The organism is Leptothoe sp. EHU-05/26/07-4 (genome assembly GCF_043421015.1).
Taxonomy (GTDB): Bacteria; Cyanobacteriota; Cyanobacteriia; order Phormidesmidales; family Phormidesmidaceae; genus Leptothoe; species Leptothoe turfae.
In genome coordinates, this window is sequence record NZ_JAXSQV010000005.1 from 528,222 (window position 1) to 546,277 (window position 18,056).

The following is an 18,056-nucleotide window of genomic DNA, read 5'->3' on the forward strand; positions in this document are numbered from 1 at the left end:
GACATAATGGTCTGCGCCCGCAGTTTTTTTATTGGTTTTTCCAGGCTGGGGTTGCCAGAATACTGATGCCTCCTATAAGAAACCAGCTAAGTACATTAATGCGAGCATCGAAGAGGGTGACGTCGAACAGACTAAACAGAATACAGCCAGTGAACCCAAGGATATAACTGAGTAACGTTGGGTCGAGGTGACTCACTAGCCGACGGAGACCCGCAAGATAGGTTCGGCCAATCACCCAGCAAAAGAGCACCATAGTGGGAATACCGGTATCACAGGCTAGATATATCCAAAGGTTGTGGGGATGAAAGAGACGTTCGTGATCGGTCACACTAAAGGGGACATACTGATGACTAAAACCCCCTAAACCCCAGCCCAATAAGGGTCGCTGGCGAATGAGATCGATGGCAATTTGCCAGGCTTTAACCCGGGGGTCGTCGGTAAAGAGAGCAAGACTGAGATGCCGACCACCAAATCCTAAAACGAGTAATCCTGTGCCAATTGCGCTCAGAATCACGATACCCAGCAACCATACCCAGCGATGGCGTCGAACTAGATAACCGGCAATCAATAGCAGAATAACGGCGGCTATGAGGCCATTGCGAGAGCTGGTGCAAAAGATGCCTATACCAGCCAGGACCACAGCGATGCTTAAAGTCGTTGTCATCAATGGTGAGTGTGCTGAAGCTCTCGTATCAGCAGATGGCTGTGCAGTAGTCCCACACATTTGCCCGACCAGCAACCCTAGGCCCAGTCCCAATACAATGGTGAGATAATTGCTCAAAATGTTGGGGTGGCTCAGGTTGGCATGGGCACGATGCCCGGTGAAACTGACATCGAACACCCACTGAAAGATTGACCAGTCGCCAACGTGAGCTGTGATACCTGGAAATCTGACAATGTATTCAACCAAGGCCAAAATGCTGAAGGGTAAAGAGCCCAGGACGATGGCTTGGGCCACCATCGTCAATGTGGGCCTTGGCGGTTGAAAACGTTGGGCAGTCGAAAGTACGCCAATCAGAAGGAAATAGGGTAGAAAATTAGCGAGTTGTAACCAGGCGTCGCCAGCATTGGCGGCAAAGCAAGCGCTGAGTAGTAACCCTGCTGTCAGCAGTCCATACCCCTGCTGCCACAGTACCTGACTAATGGCCTGAAATCTTTGGCAAAGTGCGCCCACCATGAGGCCAACTAAGATAACCAAGCTGAGATAGCTGGCAAACGGCAGAATTACTAGGGCTGCTAGCCACAGCCAAATATGCCAGGACCCGCCTAAAAAACTGCCATTGGTAGATTGGACTGAATTAATACGCACCGTCCCCCACAATTACTACCCAAATAGTTCGAATTAGGATGTAGATATCTAGCCAGACCGACCAGTTGCGAACATAATAGGCGTCAAGATTCACTCGTTCTTGGTAGGTGATGTTATTGCGTCCTGAGACCTGCCACAGACCCGTCAAGCCAGGCAACACCTGGGTATAGAGTTGGAATTTTTCCTTATACAGTTTTACTTCGTCATGGACAATGGGACGGGGACCAACAAGACTCATCTCTCCTCGCAGAACGTTCCAGAGCTGGGGGAGTTCATCGAGGCTGGTGCGTCGTAACCATCGCCCTAGGCGCGTGATCCGTGGATCGTATTTGAGCTTGCGGTCTTTGCTCCAGTGGGTTTGTAGCTCAGGTTGGCTTTGTAGATAGTCCTTGAGCACCCGCTCGGCATTGGGGACCATGGTGCGAAATTTCCAGGCTTTAAATGGATGACCGTTGCGACCAATGCGGGTCTGTCGGTAGAGAATAGGCCCGGGTGAATCAATGCGAATGGCCAGAGCAATTAAGACAATTAAGGGAAAAGAAACCAGGCCGACAATTAAGGTCAGGCATTGATCTAGAAGGCTTTTAGTGAGTTTTGGACCAGGGAGTAAGAGTTGTTGTTGAGACTCTAGACCCAACACACCCCCGAGATCACGGGCAGCAACCCACAGGCTAGCCATGCCAAACAGGTCAGGAATAATTAGGAGATGGGGAAAGGCACGACCGTAGTGTTGAGCAACATACAGTAACCGATCTCGATGGACCCCTGGCATGGCCATGATGGCGTAGGGAATCTGGTCACGACCAGCCAATACCGGAGCCTGAGATAAGTTGCCAATTACGGGAACGCCTTCAAGATAGCCGTGTTTGTTGACGTCATCATCGAGTACAGCTACGGGCTTGAGGCCTAGGGCCGGTTGGCGATGTAAGGTACGAATGACTAGGGCCCCTGTTTTGCCTGCCCCGAGTACCAATACTGGATAACCCCACCAAGAGCGTTTTGCGACCAAGGCCCTGAGGCCATAGCGACCCAGTAGCGGCAGAATAATCGACAGACCCCAGGCCATCAGAAATGCGGCACGGGAGTAAAGCTCTAAGTCTCGGAAAAGAAAGACGGCAGACCCCAGGGTGAGATAAAGCAGTGTGGTGGTTAGGGCTAAGCGGCGAAGTTCCTCCACTGGCCCGATACCTTGACCTGGGTATAACCCTGCTAACCCATAGCCCAGTAAAAACAGACCCAGGAACGGCCATAACTCCCAATATAAGGAAGGTTCATATTGGCCGTTGAACCATAGACGGACGTAGACGCTAATAATGCCAGCTAAGCTTAAACATAAGGCATCACACGTGATCAGAGCGGTCACCATGTAGCCGGGGTGGGCATGCACTTTGAGGGGTGCGATCGCAGGTTTAGTCGGCTGAGAAAGAGTCATGTGCACACGATGCCGAGGTCGCTAACCTCACTACTCTAAGGGATGACTTTGAAGAAAACTTGTATAGGTTTGCTCAACACAGTCACGAAACTGACTTCGAAAGCATTCGATCGAGAATTTCTCTGCCTGGTGTCGCAGATTATCCCTGTTTAATTCATACATACCCATTTCAAAGGATTTTACGGCCTGGACCAGACTGTCAACTGTCTGGTCCGGAAACAAGATGCCGGTTTGGCCATGTATTACTGTTTCAGCCACACCACCTCGACCGAAGGCAATCACTGGTGCTCCGGCTGCTTGAGCCTCCACAGGGGTAATGCCGAAGTCTTCCTCTGCTGGAAAAATAAATCCTTTGCATCGTTGCATATAATCTGCCACGGCGCTATCAGGCTGCTGTCCTAACAAGCGAATGTTCGAGCCAGTCATCGCCTTAATTCTTGACCAATCTGAACCATCACCAATAACCACTAAGGGCAGTCCTAGTTGGTTAAAGGCTGCCACTGTTAAATCGACCCGTTTATAAGGCACAAACCGGGACACCGTTAAATAAAAATTTTCACGGGGATGTTGCCACTCGAATCGGGATATATCCACGGGGGGGTAAATCACCGTCGCTGGTCGCCGGTAGGCTCGCCATACGCGCTGCTTAATAAAATGAGAATTGGCCACAAATCGATCAACACGGTTGGCACTAGTGGTGTCCCACAATCGCAAATAGTGCAAAATCAAGCGCGTCAGAGCCCCCTTCAACCCTCGTTCTAACCCGGCCTGTTGCAAGTATTGATGTTGCAAATCCCAAGCGTAGCGAATAGGAGTATGAACATAGCTGATATGCAATTGATGGGGGGCTGTTAATACCCCTTTTGCCACAGCATGGTTACTGGAAATCACCACGTCATAGTCGGATAAATCAAATTGCTCCACAGCCAGTGGCATCAGGGGCAGATATTGCCGAAAGGCTCGTTTAGACAGCGGTAGCTGCTGAATAAATGACGTTGTGACTGAACGATGTCCAATAAAATCACGCTGTTCTGGCGGCAAAAAATCCACCAGGCTAAATAGATCGGCGTCTGGATAGAGTTGCAGAATTTGTTCCACAACCTTTTCAGAGCCTGCATGGCTAGCCAGCCACTCATGCACAACGGCAACACGCATATCAAACCTGACGACACAAATCGTCCTAAGATTCTAGAGCAGAGCCTCTTAACATCAGACCCTTAAAACATAACTACCGTGAGCCAAATCAAAATCCCTATCCTTGACTTAAAACCTCAGTACCAGGCGATTAAGGATGAAATTCAAACGGCTATCAACCAGGTCTTGGATTCAGGACAGTTTATTTTGGGGCCAACGGTAAAAGCGTTTGAAGCGGATGCAGCCGCTTACCTGGGCGTCAAACACGCCATTGGTGTGAACTCTGGCACCGATGCCTTGGTCATTGGTTTGCGAGCTTTGGGGGTTGGGCCAGGGGACGAGGTGATTACGACACCATTTACCTTTTTTGCTACGGCAGAATCCATCAGTATGGTGGGGGCAAAACCGGTATTTGTCGATATCTGTGCCGATACGTTCAACATTGACCCCAATTTGATTGAGGCGGCGATTACTCCGCAAACCAAGGCCATTGTACCGGTGCATTTGTACGGCAACCCAGCCGCCATGGGACAAATTCTGGAGATTGCCACCCAGCATAATTTGAAGGTGATTGAAGACTGTGCCCAGGCTTTTGGTGCTGTTTATAAAGGAGATTGCAGGGGCTGTGGTTGTCAGGAATCAAGTCGCGATGGCCTACTGGGTAAATATGTCGGAACCCTGGGCCATGTGGGGGCGTTTTCGTTTTTTCCAACCAAAAATCTTGGGGCCTATGGCGATGGTGGTTTGATTACTACGAACGACGATGACATTGCTGAAGTGGCCCAGATGCTGCGGATGCACGGGTCTAAGCAACGCTATTGCAACTTGATGTTGGGCTATAACTCACGGCTTGACGCTATGCAGGCAGCTATTTTAGGGGTTAAGCTGCGCCATATTGATAGCTGGAATGCAAAGCGTCGTTGGGTGGCAGAAACCTACAGCAGATTGCTGGCTGATGTAGATGGGGTGGTGCCTCCGGCGTTTTCAGCAGGCCATGTATTTCATCAGTACACGATTCGACTGCTGGGTGGGCAGCGCGATCGCATCAAACAATCCTTAGCAGAAGCAGGCATTGGGGCAATGATTTACTACCCTATTCCCCAAGATAAATTGCCTATATATGCTGGTGAGTATCCTGACTATCCCGTGAGCGATCAGCTAGCTCAAGAAGTACTGAGTTTGCCCATGTGGCCAGAGCTCAGTTTGGATCAGCTAGAATATGTCACGACAACTTTGAAACAGGCCCTATCCCATTAGAACCCAAATATTATAGGGGTTAACTTTTTGATAGATTAATGCGGTAATCGACTAGGAAAGAAGAGGCTGCGACCATAGTTCTGTGACAATAGTAGTAGGGCCAATCAAAACATCTCTAAAAGTGCTAAAGCGTCTTCTATGGCGGTTGACAGTCAGTTTAAAACGACTGTTTCCCCTGACTCAAGCCCAGTGGACCAAGCTAGGTTTACTAAAAACCTTAGTCCAACGCGACCTCGATACTCGATATAAGGGTTCTGTATTAGGGAACCTATGGGCATTGGTCAGACAAATATCACAGTTACTGATATACACATATGTCTTCTCAGTAGTACTGAATGTTAAGCTCAGTGCTCAAGGCTTGCCAGGTGGTAATGCCAATTTCACCTTTGGGTTATGGCTATTTGCTGGTCTGATTCCCTGGATTACCTTTACAAACGGCTTAACCCAGGCGATGACCTCTGTGCTGCGGCAAAAAAATCTGGTAACTAAGGTTGTTTTCCCGTTGGAGCTGTTGCCGTTAGTACCTGTCTTGACAGCTTTTATAGAAAGTATGTTTGGACTAATGGCACTGATTACATTTGTATCTATTACCAGCCAAACTCTCCATGCCACTCTGCTGCTGCTGCCTATTATATGGTTGCCTCAGCTATTGCTCACCGTAGGATTGGCCTATTTGACGTCAGCCCTCACTGTTTTTTTGCGAGATATACCACAGCTTTTAGGCATCGTGCTCAATCTGTGGTTCTATGCAACGCCAGTTTTATATCCGGCAGATTTAATTCCCAATCCAATTCGCACACTGGTATTTTGGTTCAATCCTTTAGCTGCGATCGCTGAAATGTACCGTGACATTGTGTTGGTTGGTGAGATTAGACATTGGCAAGTATGGTCAGTAGCAACGGTCGTTTCAGGATGTCTGTGTTTATTGGGCTATCTGACTTATCAAAAACTTAGACCATCATTTGCAGATGTGCTATGAAGCATTTTTTTCATTTCTATGGCTGACAATATCTCAATTTCTCTAGAAAATGTTTCGAAGGTCTTTAAGCGCTACCAACGACCGGCTGATCGGCTGAAAGAAATTCTCCTGCCAGGGAAAACCTACGCAAAAGAGTTTTGGGCATTGCGAGATATTTCGTTAGAAATTCTAAGAGGCGAAACATGGGGCATCATAGGTCGTAATGGCGCAGGCAAAAGCACGCTGCTAAAAATCATTGCCGGGACATTGCAGCCAACCTCCGGCATAGTTCAAGTGAATGGACGAGTATCTGCACTTTTAGAATTAGGGAGTGGCTTTAATCCTGAATTTACAGGGCGACAGAATGTGTTTTTTAACGGTCGTTTGTTGGGATTGAGTCAGGTAGAGATTGAGGAGCGATTTGAAGAAATTGCTGCCTTTGCAGATATTGGAAATTTTATTGATCAACCAGTTAAAACATACTCTAGTGGGATGTTTGTCAGACTAGCATTTGCAGTAGCGATAAATGTTAATCCTGATGTACTCATCATAGACGAAGCTTTAGCTGTTGGAGATGGTATTTTTGTTCATAAATGCATCGGTAAAGTCAAGAGTTTTCAAGACTCTGGAGGCACTATTCTATTCGTTTCCCATGATACTGGGAGTGTAAATCGATTATGTTCAAACTGTGTTTGGCTTAAAGATGGACACGTTGCTGAAATAGGTTTACCTGTCAATGTCAGCAAATCATACCAGGCATGGACCTATGAGCAAATAAATACGGAGTTAGAAAAGAATCAACTGAACTCAAAGCATATAAAGCAGCCTTCAAACGAGTCTAAAAGAATTGACAAGTTAGATGGCAAAGAAATACATAAAGACATAGATTTAGACCATAAGCAAAGTGCCTCTACATCACCTGTCTTGAATTCATATACACAAAAAGAATATATGAGTTTCCCAGCTAGTGATCGATGTGGCACAGGACGATGTGAGATTACTCAAATTCGTCTTCTTGGGAAAGGAGGGAGTGAAACCAACTTTTTCATGCCTGGCGATAAGTTTTCCATCATTATCGAGTGTGTGGCTCATGACAGGGTGGAAAGTCCTATCGTTGGAGTGCAGATGTTTGACAGGCTAAGAGCTCCTATGATTGGCTGGAATACTGCTCAGTATGGCTGCAAGCTTAATCCATTACATATAGGTGAAACTGTAAGGGTTTCATTTACTATGAATTGGCCACATATTAAAAGTGATAATTATGCCCTAGAGCCTGCTGTTGCAGATGGCAATCAAGAAAATCATGAAATGCTAGATTGGTTGTTCACTCCACTTACATTTAGGTCTGGCGAAAAAGGTTTAACATTTGGTTTTCTAAGAATGGAAGATGTTAATGTAATATGCAAATTAAATTCTGAAAAACCAATTGTCAGGAAGTAGGCTTCTAATATTATCTTTTCAGTTTTTTGATAAAAGAAACTAGTTTTAGAGTTCTTTGAAAAGTGAATTTCTAATACTGATTAGAGATAGTTTAAAGACTATGCTTCCGATCTTAACTATGGGTATTTCTTCATGTTGTTGCTGCGGTTCAGATAGATTTAAAGATAATAAGGTTCTATGGAAAAAGTTGATTGATGATTGGCAACTAGCTCAGTACGAAATCGATTATATTAACCAGCAGCAGGGTCTTTGCTGCTTAGAATGTGGTGCTAATATTCGATCTATTGCACTGGCTGCTTCACTGATGAAACTCCTTGGTTTTCAGGGATTGCTGAAGGATTTCATACAAGACGATTCATTTCATAAATTGCAAATTCTAGAGATAAACAAGGCTGGAACTCTAACATCATGGCTTTTACAATTGCCTGGCCATAGACTCATTGAATATCCGGAGTATGACATGATGAATCTGCCCTTTAGATCTTCTTCTTTTGATATTGTTATTCATTCAGACACGTTAGAACATGTAGAACATCCCATTAGAGGTCTGTCAGAGTGTAGAAGAGTTCTACAAAAAGGAACTGGCTATTGTATCTTTACCGTCCCTCTTATTGTTGATAGGCTGACAAGGACAAGATATGGCTTGCCGCCAAGTTATCATGGTGTCGAATCAAACTTACAAAATGATCACTTAGTATTTACAGAATATGGTGCTGATGCGTGGGTACAGGTTATTAAGGCTGGCTTTAGTGAATGCAGAATAATTTCTCATGACTTCCCTGCATCTAATGTCCTGGTAGGAGTTGCATAATCTGAGGAAATTGTATGGAATTTACTGGAGAAAGATACATCCCAAGTGAGGATGGTGTAATCAAGTACGAGCATCTACACAGATATGCAATAGCTAAAGATTTTTGTAAAGATAGAACTGTTTTAGATATAGCTTCGGGAGAAGGATATGGCTCAGCTATGCTGTCGAATATAGCTGAATCAGTTTTTGGAGTAGATATAGATCCTGAGTCCATAGCTCATGCTCAAAAGGAGTATGCTCATAAAGAAAACTTAAAGTTTCTACTTGGTTCCTGCGATAAGATTCCTCTTGATGATAATTCAGTGGAAGTTGTTGTTTCATTTGAAACTATTGAACATCATGATAAGCATGAGGAAATGCTGGCTGAAATTAGTAGAGTACTTACTAATGATGGCATTCTTATTCTCTCCTCGCCCAATAAATTAACCTATTCTGATGAGCCTAATTACCAAAATCCCTATCATGTCAAAGAGCTTTATTACGAGGAACTAAGGGCACTTATTGACAAGCATTTTAATTATATTTCTACCTATGGCCAAAAAATGGGGGTTTCCTCATTCATTACTTCTTTAGAATCTGCTGCTGATTCTTCTGATTTATTAGCTTCCTTTACAAGTCAATCTAAAGAATTAATTCGAAAAGAAATATCAATTCCCTCACCACTTTATTTTTTGGTTATCTGTTCCAACAGTCACTTTGAACCCCTGAAATCATCTTTATATAGAGACGAAGATGATTTGTATATGAGAACTAGAGCTCAAATAATGTCATTAAGCGATACATGTCGTGAAATTTCTATAACTGCTCGAAATTTAAACGCTGAACTCAAGCGGACACAGACACAATCTAATGAGAGCCAGCTGAAATTACAAGACACTCAATCTAAGTTACAAGACACTCAATCTAAGTTACAAGACACTCAATCTAAGTTACAAGATACTCAATCTAAGTTACAAGATACTCAATTTGAGTTACAAGACACTCAATCTAAGTTACAAGACACTCAGAAACAACTAGAGAGAAACTTTTTTTTCATAGTAAAAATGACTAATAAAAAATTGCTCAAGAAGATCCGTCGTATTTTTAGATAGCTTACTTATGATGTATGAATTTATTTTTATCAAATTTTGAGATATTGAGTGATGTGCTGGCTTATCTTGCCAGCAAGTTAACTCCTCCTGACGTTAGAATTTTTTGCATGCGGAACGAGATACTCCAGGTATTCTTTGCACCTTTGTGAGTTTCTCATATCTTTTTGATGAGCTATCTTCCTCATTGTGTTGGAGAGATTTGACAAGGTTTGACTTGATGTATAAAGAATTTAATTCTCAGCAATTAAAAAGTTTAAACTGTGCTGGTTTTGTGCGTAATTCTGAATTCTAAAGGGCATGAATCTAGATGAGGATAACCAAGTTTTTACATGTCTTTCAGCGATTATCTTATTACTTCTTTGGTGGGCTGGTGGATAATACTTCTTAACTCTTCGGGGGTAACTATGTTCCTTAAGCAAAAGATTTGAAACTAATTCTTATTCGTTAAATCATTCAAATGATTTAAGCTTAATTCATACAAGATTAGCATGTCCCTAGATTAGAAACAGTCCCCTTGGGAAAATTCCTTATGGAACAACCAAAGCTTATTGCTTTTTATTTACCTCAGTATCATCCTATCCCTGAAAATGATGAATGGTGGGGAAAAGGGTTTACTGAATGGACTAATGTAACCAAGGCAGTGCCCCAATTTGTGGGACACAAGCAACCTTGTTTACCTGCCGATTTAGGCTTCTATGATCTGCGCCTACCAGATATCAGGCAACAACAGGCCAAGCTGGCAAAAGAATATGGGATACATGGTTTTTGCTATTACTTTTATTGGTTCAATGGTCGTCGCGTTTTAGAAAGGCCACTGAATGATGTCCTTGAGTCTGGAGATCTTGATTTTCCTTTCTGTATTTGTTGGGCAAATGAAAATTGGACACGTCGTTGGGATGGTCTAGAAAAAGAGATTCTACTTGAGCAAAACCATATTCTTTCTGAAGATAATCGTTTTATCTTTGATGCTATTCCAATACTTCAAGATCCGCGCTACATAAGAGTTGATGGTAAGCCTGTGCTGTTGGTTTATCGTCCTGAACTACTAGAAAATCCTGTAGAGACCGCAAAATTCTGGCGTAACAAATGTTTAGAGGCTGGATTACCTGGTTTACATCTATGCGCGGTTGAATTTAGAGTGTTTGATCCAAAAACCGTTGGCTTTGATGCGCTGGTAGAGTTTCCGCCCCATCAATTTCCCAAGAAGAATATTACCGATAGTGTTGTTAAATTAAACCATGATTTTTCAGGTACTGTGCTTGATTATTACTGGGGCGTTCAGGAAACAATCAAGCGTTTAAGGCCCTCCTTTAAATTTTACAGAGGGGTAATGCCGTCTTGGGATAATACGGCTCGTCGGAGTGAGCGAGGCACGATTTTTCAGCATGCGACTCCTGAGATTTATCGGCAATGGCTGCGCCATGTTATTCAGGACACCGCTCAATGTGCCAAGGAGGACCAAGGCTTTGTTTTTATTAATGCCTGGAATGAATGGGCTGAGGGGGCATTTCTTGAACCTAGTCAAAAATCTGGAAGGGCATGGTTGGAAGCAACACAGCAAGCCAAAAATTTTACAGACTACCCAACAGACCTGATCGATCAGATGGCTCACCAGTCATACCTTCTATCTCGGCAGTCAATGCCCTCCTTGCCTGAGTCATTGGAGCCAGGTCGTCTGGTACATCAAACAACCGGTCAGCTTACACAAGCATTACGTCAGTTTACAAAGCTCAAATCTAAACTTTCTAGGGTTAAAGAGAGTTTAACTACCCGAGGTACACAGGCAACCGTGTCCTTAATTGTGGATCGTCTACAGCGCAAATTCCAAGATCAAACTCAAGTAGCACTTCCACAAGTTGCTTGGAGCCAAGACCATCACCAAAATGGCATTAACTATTCAAGTGCTAGGGCTATCCTCTTTGTTTCTCACGATGCTGCTCTGGCTGGTGCACAGCTAGCTATATTAGAAAACCTAAAGCACTTTACTCGTTTCAAAGAAATTGACTGTTACCTTCTACTCTGTCGAGGTGGCCGATTAGAGTCAAAGTTCAAAAAAATTGTCAAAACTTTTAATCTTGAAAATTTGACGACTACAGGACTCTCACGACAAGCCGCAATTAATCTTGTTGTTCAAGATATCCAGGCAAGATCACCGCTCATGGCTTTTTGCAATACGGTGGTAACTGCAGATGTTGTAGAAGCTTGCGATCGCGCCCAAATACCGGTCATGTCCTGTATTTATGAATTGCCTGCTTCAATTGAGGCGTATGTTGGCAAAAAACAGTTTTTCAAAATTATTGAGTTTGCCAGACGCATTATTGTGGCATCAGATTATGTACAGCAAGCACTAGTTGATTTTTATAATCTTGAACCCAGTAAGCTAACTTCCATTCATGCAGGTATTCGACAGCAAAGAAATGTCTATAACAACAGATTAGAGGCTAGAAAGGCAATTCTAAGAGAATTCAACTTTGCTGAAGATACCTTTTTAGTACTCGGATGTGGATCTATCCATCCTCGTAAAGGCACCGATATCTTTGTTCAGGTTGCCCAACAGGTTATGCGTTATCCAGACACAGGCCATGTCAAGTTTATTTGGATAGGTGCTGACCAACAAGGCCCTCTGGTGCGTCAATGGTGTGAACATGACCTTCGGATTGGAGACCTTACAGAAACTGTACTCTTTATTGGCGAACGGCCAGAAGAAAAATTAGATCCCTATTTTGCAGCAGCAAATGCATTCTTGTTGACATCCCGTGAAGATCCCTTCCCCCTTGTTAACCTAACTGCGATGTCCCATGGGTTACCTGTTATTGCCTTTGCAGAAGCAGGCGGTGCTCCAGAAGCGCTATTTCCAGAAGCTGGAGTTGTTGTTCCTTACATTGATTCAGGTGCTATGGCTAAGGAGCTTATGAACTTGCTACATCATCCTGAGGTACGTCATCAAATTAGTAACGCTGCTATGAAAAAATCACAAGCCCAATACCAGTGGTCTCGATATATTCAGGATCTTGTGGCTGTAATGAATACTGATTTTGATTGTGGTATCACCACGGTCCCCAAATGTTCAGAAGAACAGCAGCAGGCGGCTCTTTAGGTCATCAATATCTCTGATCCAACGCAGCCTAAATCTGTCGGATAGAGAACATTAATAAGGCTTCTCAATCAGGCTTCATCGTGATTACCCGCTATGCCAAAAGTTTCTGTCATTGTTCCTAACTATAATCATGCCGCCTATCTACCGAAACGGTTGGAGTCAATCTATCAACAAACATTTCAGGATTTTGAAGTAGTTATTCTAGATGATTGCTCTAAAGATAATAGTCGAGAGATTATCAACGCTTATCGAGAGCGGCCCAACACTCATATTCTTTTTAACGCTAAAAATACAGGCTCACCCTTTGCCCAGTGGCGTAAAGGATTAGCTCAGGTCAAAGGTGAATTTATCTGGATTGCTGAATCAGATGATTATGCAGACCCTGAATTTTTGGAGCAGTTAGTCCCTATTCTCGAAGCAAACCCTTCTGTAGGTTTAGTTTATAGTCGTTCGTGGTTAGTTAATTCAACGAACAAAATTCTTGGCGATTCCACTGTTTGGACTAATGACTTGGATCCTGAACGATGGCAGCACAATTATGTTAATAGTGGCAAAGCTGAAATTGAACAGTTTTTGCTTCAGAAGAATTGTATTCCCAACGCCAGTGCCGTTCTATTACGAGAATCCGTTGTTCGTCGTGTGTCATTACCAGATACTAACTATCGTCTATGTGGTGACTGGCTGTACTGGATGCGCATATTAGCACAGTCGGATATTGCTTTTGTTGCCAATCCGCTTAACTATTGGCGGCAAGATAGCTCAAATGCCAGGGTACCCAACGCTGGTACTCTGGAATGGCTTGAAGGTCAAAAGGTATTAGATTACGGCCTAGATGTAATCAGTGCAGATGAGCTGACACGGGTTCAAACACTGTTTACTTTTTTGCAGCGTTGTTGGGAATGGCAAAGAGCCTATATAGAAAACATATCTGAGTCAAAGACCCACGACAACAATCTCACTGGTCTCAATCTGGATAGCCTAAAGCATCGACTAGTTAAGCTTTGGGGGCGATAATGTTTCATATCTCTTATAGAGCTGGTCTGACTTATGCTAGCCACAATGCTATTTTCCAAGCTGTTTCAATTATTGTAATTTTTTCCCTTTGTGATCTCTTTTAGGAACTACGTTTATCCTCAGGTTCTGAATGGGCTAGTACTGAATGGCCTCAAGTGTGCTGTTTTAGGTGGTGGTGGGTTTATCGGAACCAACCTCTGTCAGGCGTTGGTAACCGCAGGAGCCAACGTGAAAGCTTTTGGCCGTTCTGCTAATTTCCCTGACGCCTTAGCGGGAGTGGATTGGACGACAGGGGATTTTCAAGACGTTTCCGCACTCGCCAAACTGATTCAGGGTTGTGAAATAGTTTTTCATTTGATCAGCAACACTTCACCTGCTACTTCGAATCAAGACCCAGCTTTAGATCTAACGGTTAATACTCTTGGTAGCTTAAACCTGTTGAATCTGTGCAGGTACTCTGACACTGTCCGAAAAGTTATTTTTATCTCTTCTGGTGGTACTGTTTATGGGATTCCTAAATGTCTACCAATTTCTGAGACTGCTCCGACAGACCCTATCTGCGCTTATGGTATCTCTAAACTAGCGATTGAGAAGTATCTGGCATTATACAATCACCTTTATGGTTTAGATTATTTGATTTTGCGAGTGAGTAATCCCTATGGCCAATTTCAAACTTCAAGAAAAAATCAGGGAGTGGTTTCTGCCTTTCTAGCTAAGGCTATCAAAGGGGAATCTTTAGAAATTTGGGGAGATGGTAACGTTGTGCGTGACTATATCTTTGTTGATGATGTTGTTACGGCATTAATTAAGGCAATTGACTACAGCGGTGAGCAACGTATTTTTAACATTGGTAGTGGTGTCGGGAAGAGTATTAATCAAATTATTGATGATATAGTACTCCTGTTAGGTAGACCTTTATCAAGAAGCTATCAGTCAGGACGAAAGGTAGATGTCCCTGCTAATGTTTTAGATATTACCCTTGCCCAAAAGTTAATGAGTTTTCAACCTGCGATAGATTGGATGGCAGGGTTACAAAAAACGCTGTATTGGCTTGAATGTGTGAAACATTAAAATCTGTAAAAAAGATATGGGCAAATCATTATGTTTCTTAGGTAGTTAAGGTGCTTTTTCAGGATTAAAGTTTCTTTTGTTAAGGTAATTGGTCAAACCTCATTTAATTTGTAAATAGTATGTAGGTGGTTGACGTCGTTCGTCAGTTAACCTTGGTTGACAAATCATGATTGTGCAACATATATTTTAGACCTTAGTAAGTTATTTGAATGTACTTATGGGTCTCTGGAACATTTTCAGAAGGGAAAAAACTACATCTGAATTGTCGCCTAGCGAACTATCAAATAATCAATGGTTTAATCTAATTTGCTCAAGCCTCGAGAAACAAAACTTAGTCATCAGAGGTAATCCTCTTCCATCTTTTCCAAGTAGCGACTATCAAGAAAGGACAACAGGTATATCAGGTAAAGCAACTCTTGAGGAGGCCTTTAAGTTTTACTGTGATTGTGCACAAAACTTTAATGGGATGAATAACGCTTTATCTGAACAAAGCGTGGTACTTGACTTTGGTGTTGGTTGGGGAAGAATAGCTAGATTTTTCCTTAAAGAAACACCACTCAATAATATTTACGGTTTAGATGTAGAGGCAGAGTCCATTCAAATTTGTAAAGAATGTTTTGGCACAAATAACTTCTTTGTTTGTTCTGCTTATCCACCAACTCAATTAGCAGAGTCCACATTTACACATATTGTTGGATATTCTGTCTTTTCACATTTGTCCGAGGAGGCATGTCGACTCTGGATGGAAGAGTTTCATCGCTTGCTAAAGCCTAATGGTTCATTAGCTTTAACCACTCGGGGCAATCCGTTTTTTAGATACTGTGAGAGTTTAAAGGGACGAACTGATCTTGATAGTTATTCAAGCGGCTTAAGTACTCTTTTTGAAGATTTTGAGGCTGCTAAGTCTGCTTATAATCGAGGCGAATTTGTGCACTCAAATAAAAAAGAAGTATCTGGTGGTGGAGCGATGACATCAGAATTTTATGGAGAAACGTTTATACCTGAAGCATACGCTAGAGACGCCTACAAGCAGTTATTTGAACTACATAACTTTGACACAACCAAATTTCATCCAACTATGTTTTTCAAAAAGAAATGAATTTGATCTAACGTCTATATCTAATTACGGAAGATAAATATGAATCAGATACAACTCAATAAATGTCGATTATACGTCTATCGGGTTTTGTCTGATTCTTTTAGTAGATGAATAATTAATTCCATTTGAATAGCTATTACATTCTTAAGTTCTTCAATCTGAAGCCTTAATTCTCCATTATCTAATGGTTCTTGAGCGTAAGCATTTAAACCAAATATCTCATCAACCGATAGATTATTAAAATATTTAGTCTTGAGCAATTCATTGTCACTTCTAAAGTGTTCTACTACGCGTCTTCTTAAAGACATAGATAAGATACTTTTGCCATTTCTAAGCAATAAATCTTTTTCACCAATAAAATTTGTGAGGAGATTTTTGACTGAGTAATCGTGATGTCCGTTATATAAGTGAGGTATGCGATACAAAATATCGCACAGATATGGGTTTAACCCTACATTTGTACGGATATCGGTCACTAACGATTCAGGAATACTCAAATTTATTCGTTGACAAAAATCAGAAATTAAATTTTTACCTATTAGTACTTCTCGATTAATGGGAAACACTTGTAAGGAACTAGGTCCATAACACTCTTCTAGAAAACTTACGATTTTTAGATAGTTAGGTGAATGATTTTGAAGAGACTCATTAACATAGCTTTCTAAGCTTTCCCCTACTTTGTGATACCACTGTTCCCAGCTAGATACTAAATAGTCATCTTGCCTTCTGATATAAAAACAGACCGTTCTTTCTTGAAAGTATTTTGCAAATACAGCATGAATTTCCCGAGCTGAGGCAAATGACCATTCGTGTCCTAAAACTTCGGATGATATTAGTATAGCCTTACATTGGACCTTTTTTGCTTGCGATAATACTTGTTTTATGCGTTTCTCAAAGACACTGATCTTACGAGAAGTTATCAAATCTTGAAAATAAGGATTGGGAGCAGAAAAATTGAAAGACTTAACATTACGTTCAAAGGAAAAATTAAAATTTGAATCTGGAAGGTATATACCAGTTTTTTCTAAATATTGAAGATTAGAGTAGAGAAATGCTTGAATTGAAGAAGTTCCACATTTTCCATACCCAGGATGAATAATTAGCTGCATAAATTTGACTGATTTTAAGGTAAAGCATTTTTGATGACATTATTTGCATGGCTAATAATGTTAGTTTAATTTATATTCTAGAAATTAAACGTTTTCCAAAATTGAGGCCAGGTTTCTCAATATATCTAAAGGTTAACATTGACAAGGGAGTCAATATTGCTAGTGTGATCAACATACAAATAGATAGCTTCACGAGTTGTGAATCAAGATTTAGGGCGTAGATCCTTTTATAGGTAGGAATCAAAGCATAAATTAGAAAAGGGTGAAGCAAATACAGGCTGTAACTGATTTTTCCATAAAAGCAGGTGAATTTATTCACAATTAATCGATGGCTATTTAGGAATAAGAAATTAATTAGAATGCCGAAATTAATTGCCCAAATATAGGTGTAGATCCTTACTATTGCTCCTGGAAGTGCATTGAATAGAGGCTGAGAATGAACCAAAATTATGGAAAGTCCAATAAATAAAATAAATAATCCGAAACTGAACTTTTCTATGTTTCCTTTGCTTGATTCTTTGAGTTTAGAGATCTTTTTTTGTATCCAAAAAACAATCATCCCACAAATGAATATTGGAAACCTCGATAGAAAAAACATATATGTATAACTGTTTGGTGAGTTTGGCAGTGTCAATATAATATGAACAGATATGATGGCTATGCCGAGAGTAAAGAGAAATAAAATGAATAGTCTTTTGAAATTATTAATTGCAGAGTATAAAAAGGGAAATATCAAATAGAAAAGTATTTCTACTCCAATAGTCCAGCCTGCCCAAACAATGCTTGTATGATACTCAGGAAAAAAATTAAAGATGAAAGTCACATTGGATAAAAATTCTAGAAAGCTTGTTTGTTTGGACCAAATTAATAATCGAATTACCATCCAAAAAGCTAACATTACATAAAATAGTGGAGCAATTCTGAAAAATCTTCTAATATAGAACTTTAAAGTTTTTTTGTCTTCAAATTTTCTATTTTCTGCAGACAAGCATAATGTATAAGCACTTATAACAAAGAAAAGAGTAACACCTAGACCAAAATGAGTTTTTATTACATTCAAAAAAACAGGAATCTCTAGGTTGGGTTGAGGTATTGCCACTAAGTGAAATAAAACAATCGCTAATGAAGCTAACCCTTTTAGTGCATAGATAAAAGTTAGCTTTTTGCTAACATTAGATGGATTTTGAGAGCTAATAGAACTTGCTTTTAAGTTGTTAATTGACATACTGAATGA

Annotated in this window: 14 protein-coding genes; 9 read left to right on the plus strand and 5 right to left on the minus strand. The window is 41.5% G+C overall.

The window, feature by feature from the left end; genetic code table 11:
• Positions 1–28: 28 nt before the first annotated feature.
• From U2F10_RS20960 to U2F10_RS20970, 3 genes are read right to left on the minus strand one after another with little or no spacing between them, the layout of a single operon-like run.
• Positions 29–1,309: an O-antigen ligase family protein gene (locus tag U2F10_RS20960; protein ID WP_499873175.1), complete on the minus strand. Its 1,281-nt coding sequence runs from the start codon at positions 1,307–1,309 to the stop codon at positions 29–31.
• The gene (gene wbaP / locus U2F10_RS20965; RefSeq protein ID WP_499867581.1) at positions 1,299–2,741 is read right to left on the minus strand and encodes an undecaprenyl-phosphate galactose phosphotransferase WbaP; all 1,443 of its coding nucleotides are present in this window, start codon (positions 2,739–2,741) and stop codon (positions 1,299–1,301) included. Before wbaP ends, U2F10_RS20960 begins: the two co-directional genes overlap by 11 nt.
• 30 nt (positions 2,742–2,771) lie before the next feature.
• Entirely contained in the window at positions 2,772–3,896 is a 1,125-nt protein-coding gene (locus U2F10_RS20970; RefSeq protein ID WP_499873176.1) for a glycosyltransferase family 4 protein, read from the minus strand.
• A gap of 78 nt (positions 3,897–3,974) precedes the next feature.
• On the opposite strand from U2F10_RS20970, the gene U2F10_RS20975 reads away from it, so the two are divergent.
• The 9 genes from U2F10_RS20975 to U2F10_RS21015 all read left to right on the plus strand — a co-directional run bounded on the left by U2F10_RS20975 (position 3,975) and on the right by U2F10_RS21015 (position 15,713).
• Entirely contained in the window at positions 3,975–5,132 is a 1,158-nt protein-coding gene (locus tag U2F10_RS20975) for a DegT/DnrJ/EryC1/StrS family aminotransferase (RefSeq protein ID WP_499061137.1), read from the plus strand.
• A gap of 121 nt (positions 5,133–5,253) precedes the next feature.
• On the plus strand, positions 5,254–6,111 hold the full coding sequence (locus tag U2F10_RS20980; protein ID WP_499873177.1) for an ABC transporter permease: 858 nt from the start codon (positions 5,254–5,256) through the stop codon (positions 6,109–6,111).
• A gap of 18 nt (positions 6,112–6,129) precedes the next feature.
• Positions 6,130–7,530, plus strand: a complete 1,401-nt coding sequence (locus U2F10_RS20985; RefSeq protein WP_499873178.1) for an ABC transporter ATP-binding protein — start codon at positions 6,130–6,132, stop codon at positions 7,528–7,530.
• Between the two features lie 118 nt (positions 7,531–7,648).
• Complete coding sequence (locus U2F10_RS20990) at positions 7,649–8,341, plus strand: class I SAM-dependent methyltransferase (protein ID WP_163671578.1); 693 nt, start codon at positions 7,649–7,651, stop codon at positions 8,339–8,341.
• Positions 8,342–8,355: 14 nt separating this feature from the next.
• Positions 8,356–9,432 carry a methyltransferase domain-containing protein gene (locus U2F10_RS20995; protein WP_499873179.1) on the plus strand — a complete coding sequence of 359 codons (1,077 nt, stop codon included), beginning with the start codon at positions 8,356–8,358 and terminating at the stop codon, positions 9,430–9,432.
• A 529-nt stretch (positions 9,433–9,961) separates the two neighbouring features.
• Positions 9,962–12,529, plus strand: a complete 2,568-nt coding sequence (locus U2F10_RS21000; protein ID WP_499873180.1) for a glycoside hydrolase family 99-like domain-containing protein — start codon at positions 9,962–9,964, stop codon at positions 12,527–12,529.
• Between the two features lie 93 nt (positions 12,530–12,622).
• Complete coding sequence (locus tag U2F10_RS21005; protein WP_499061142.1) at positions 12,623–13,543, plus strand: glycosyltransferase family 2 protein; 921 nt, start codon at positions 12,623–12,625, stop codon at positions 13,541–13,543.
• Positions 13,544–13,633: 90 nt separating this feature from the next.
• Positions 13,634–14,614, plus strand: a complete 981-nt coding sequence (locus U2F10_RS21010; RefSeq protein WP_431732017.1) for an NAD-dependent epimerase/dehydratase family protein — start codon at positions 13,634–13,636, stop codon at positions 14,612–14,614.
• Positions 14,615–14,831: 217 nt separating this feature from the next.
• Positions 14,832–15,713, plus strand: coding sequence for a class I SAM-dependent methyltransferase (locus U2F10_RS21015; RefSeq protein ID WP_163662354.1), 882 nt, complete (start codon positions 14,832–14,834; stop codon positions 15,711–15,713).
• A gap of 77 nt (positions 15,714–15,790) precedes the next feature.
• Here U2F10_RS21015 and U2F10_RS21020 read toward each other — a convergent pair whose 3' ends face one another.
• Positions 15,791–16,822 (minus strand): hypothetical protein, encoded by a 1,032-nt coding sequence (locus U2F10_RS21020; protein WP_163662352.1) that lies wholly within the window; start codon positions 16,820–16,822, stop codon positions 15,791–15,793.
• 70 nt (positions 16,823–16,892) lie between these two features.
• Positions 16,893–18,047, minus strand: coding sequence for an acyltransferase family protein (locus tag U2F10_RS21025; RefSeq protein WP_163662350.1), 1,155 nt, complete (start codon positions 18,045–18,047; stop codon positions 16,893–16,895).
• Between the last annotated feature and the right edge of the window lie 9 nt (positions 18,048–18,056).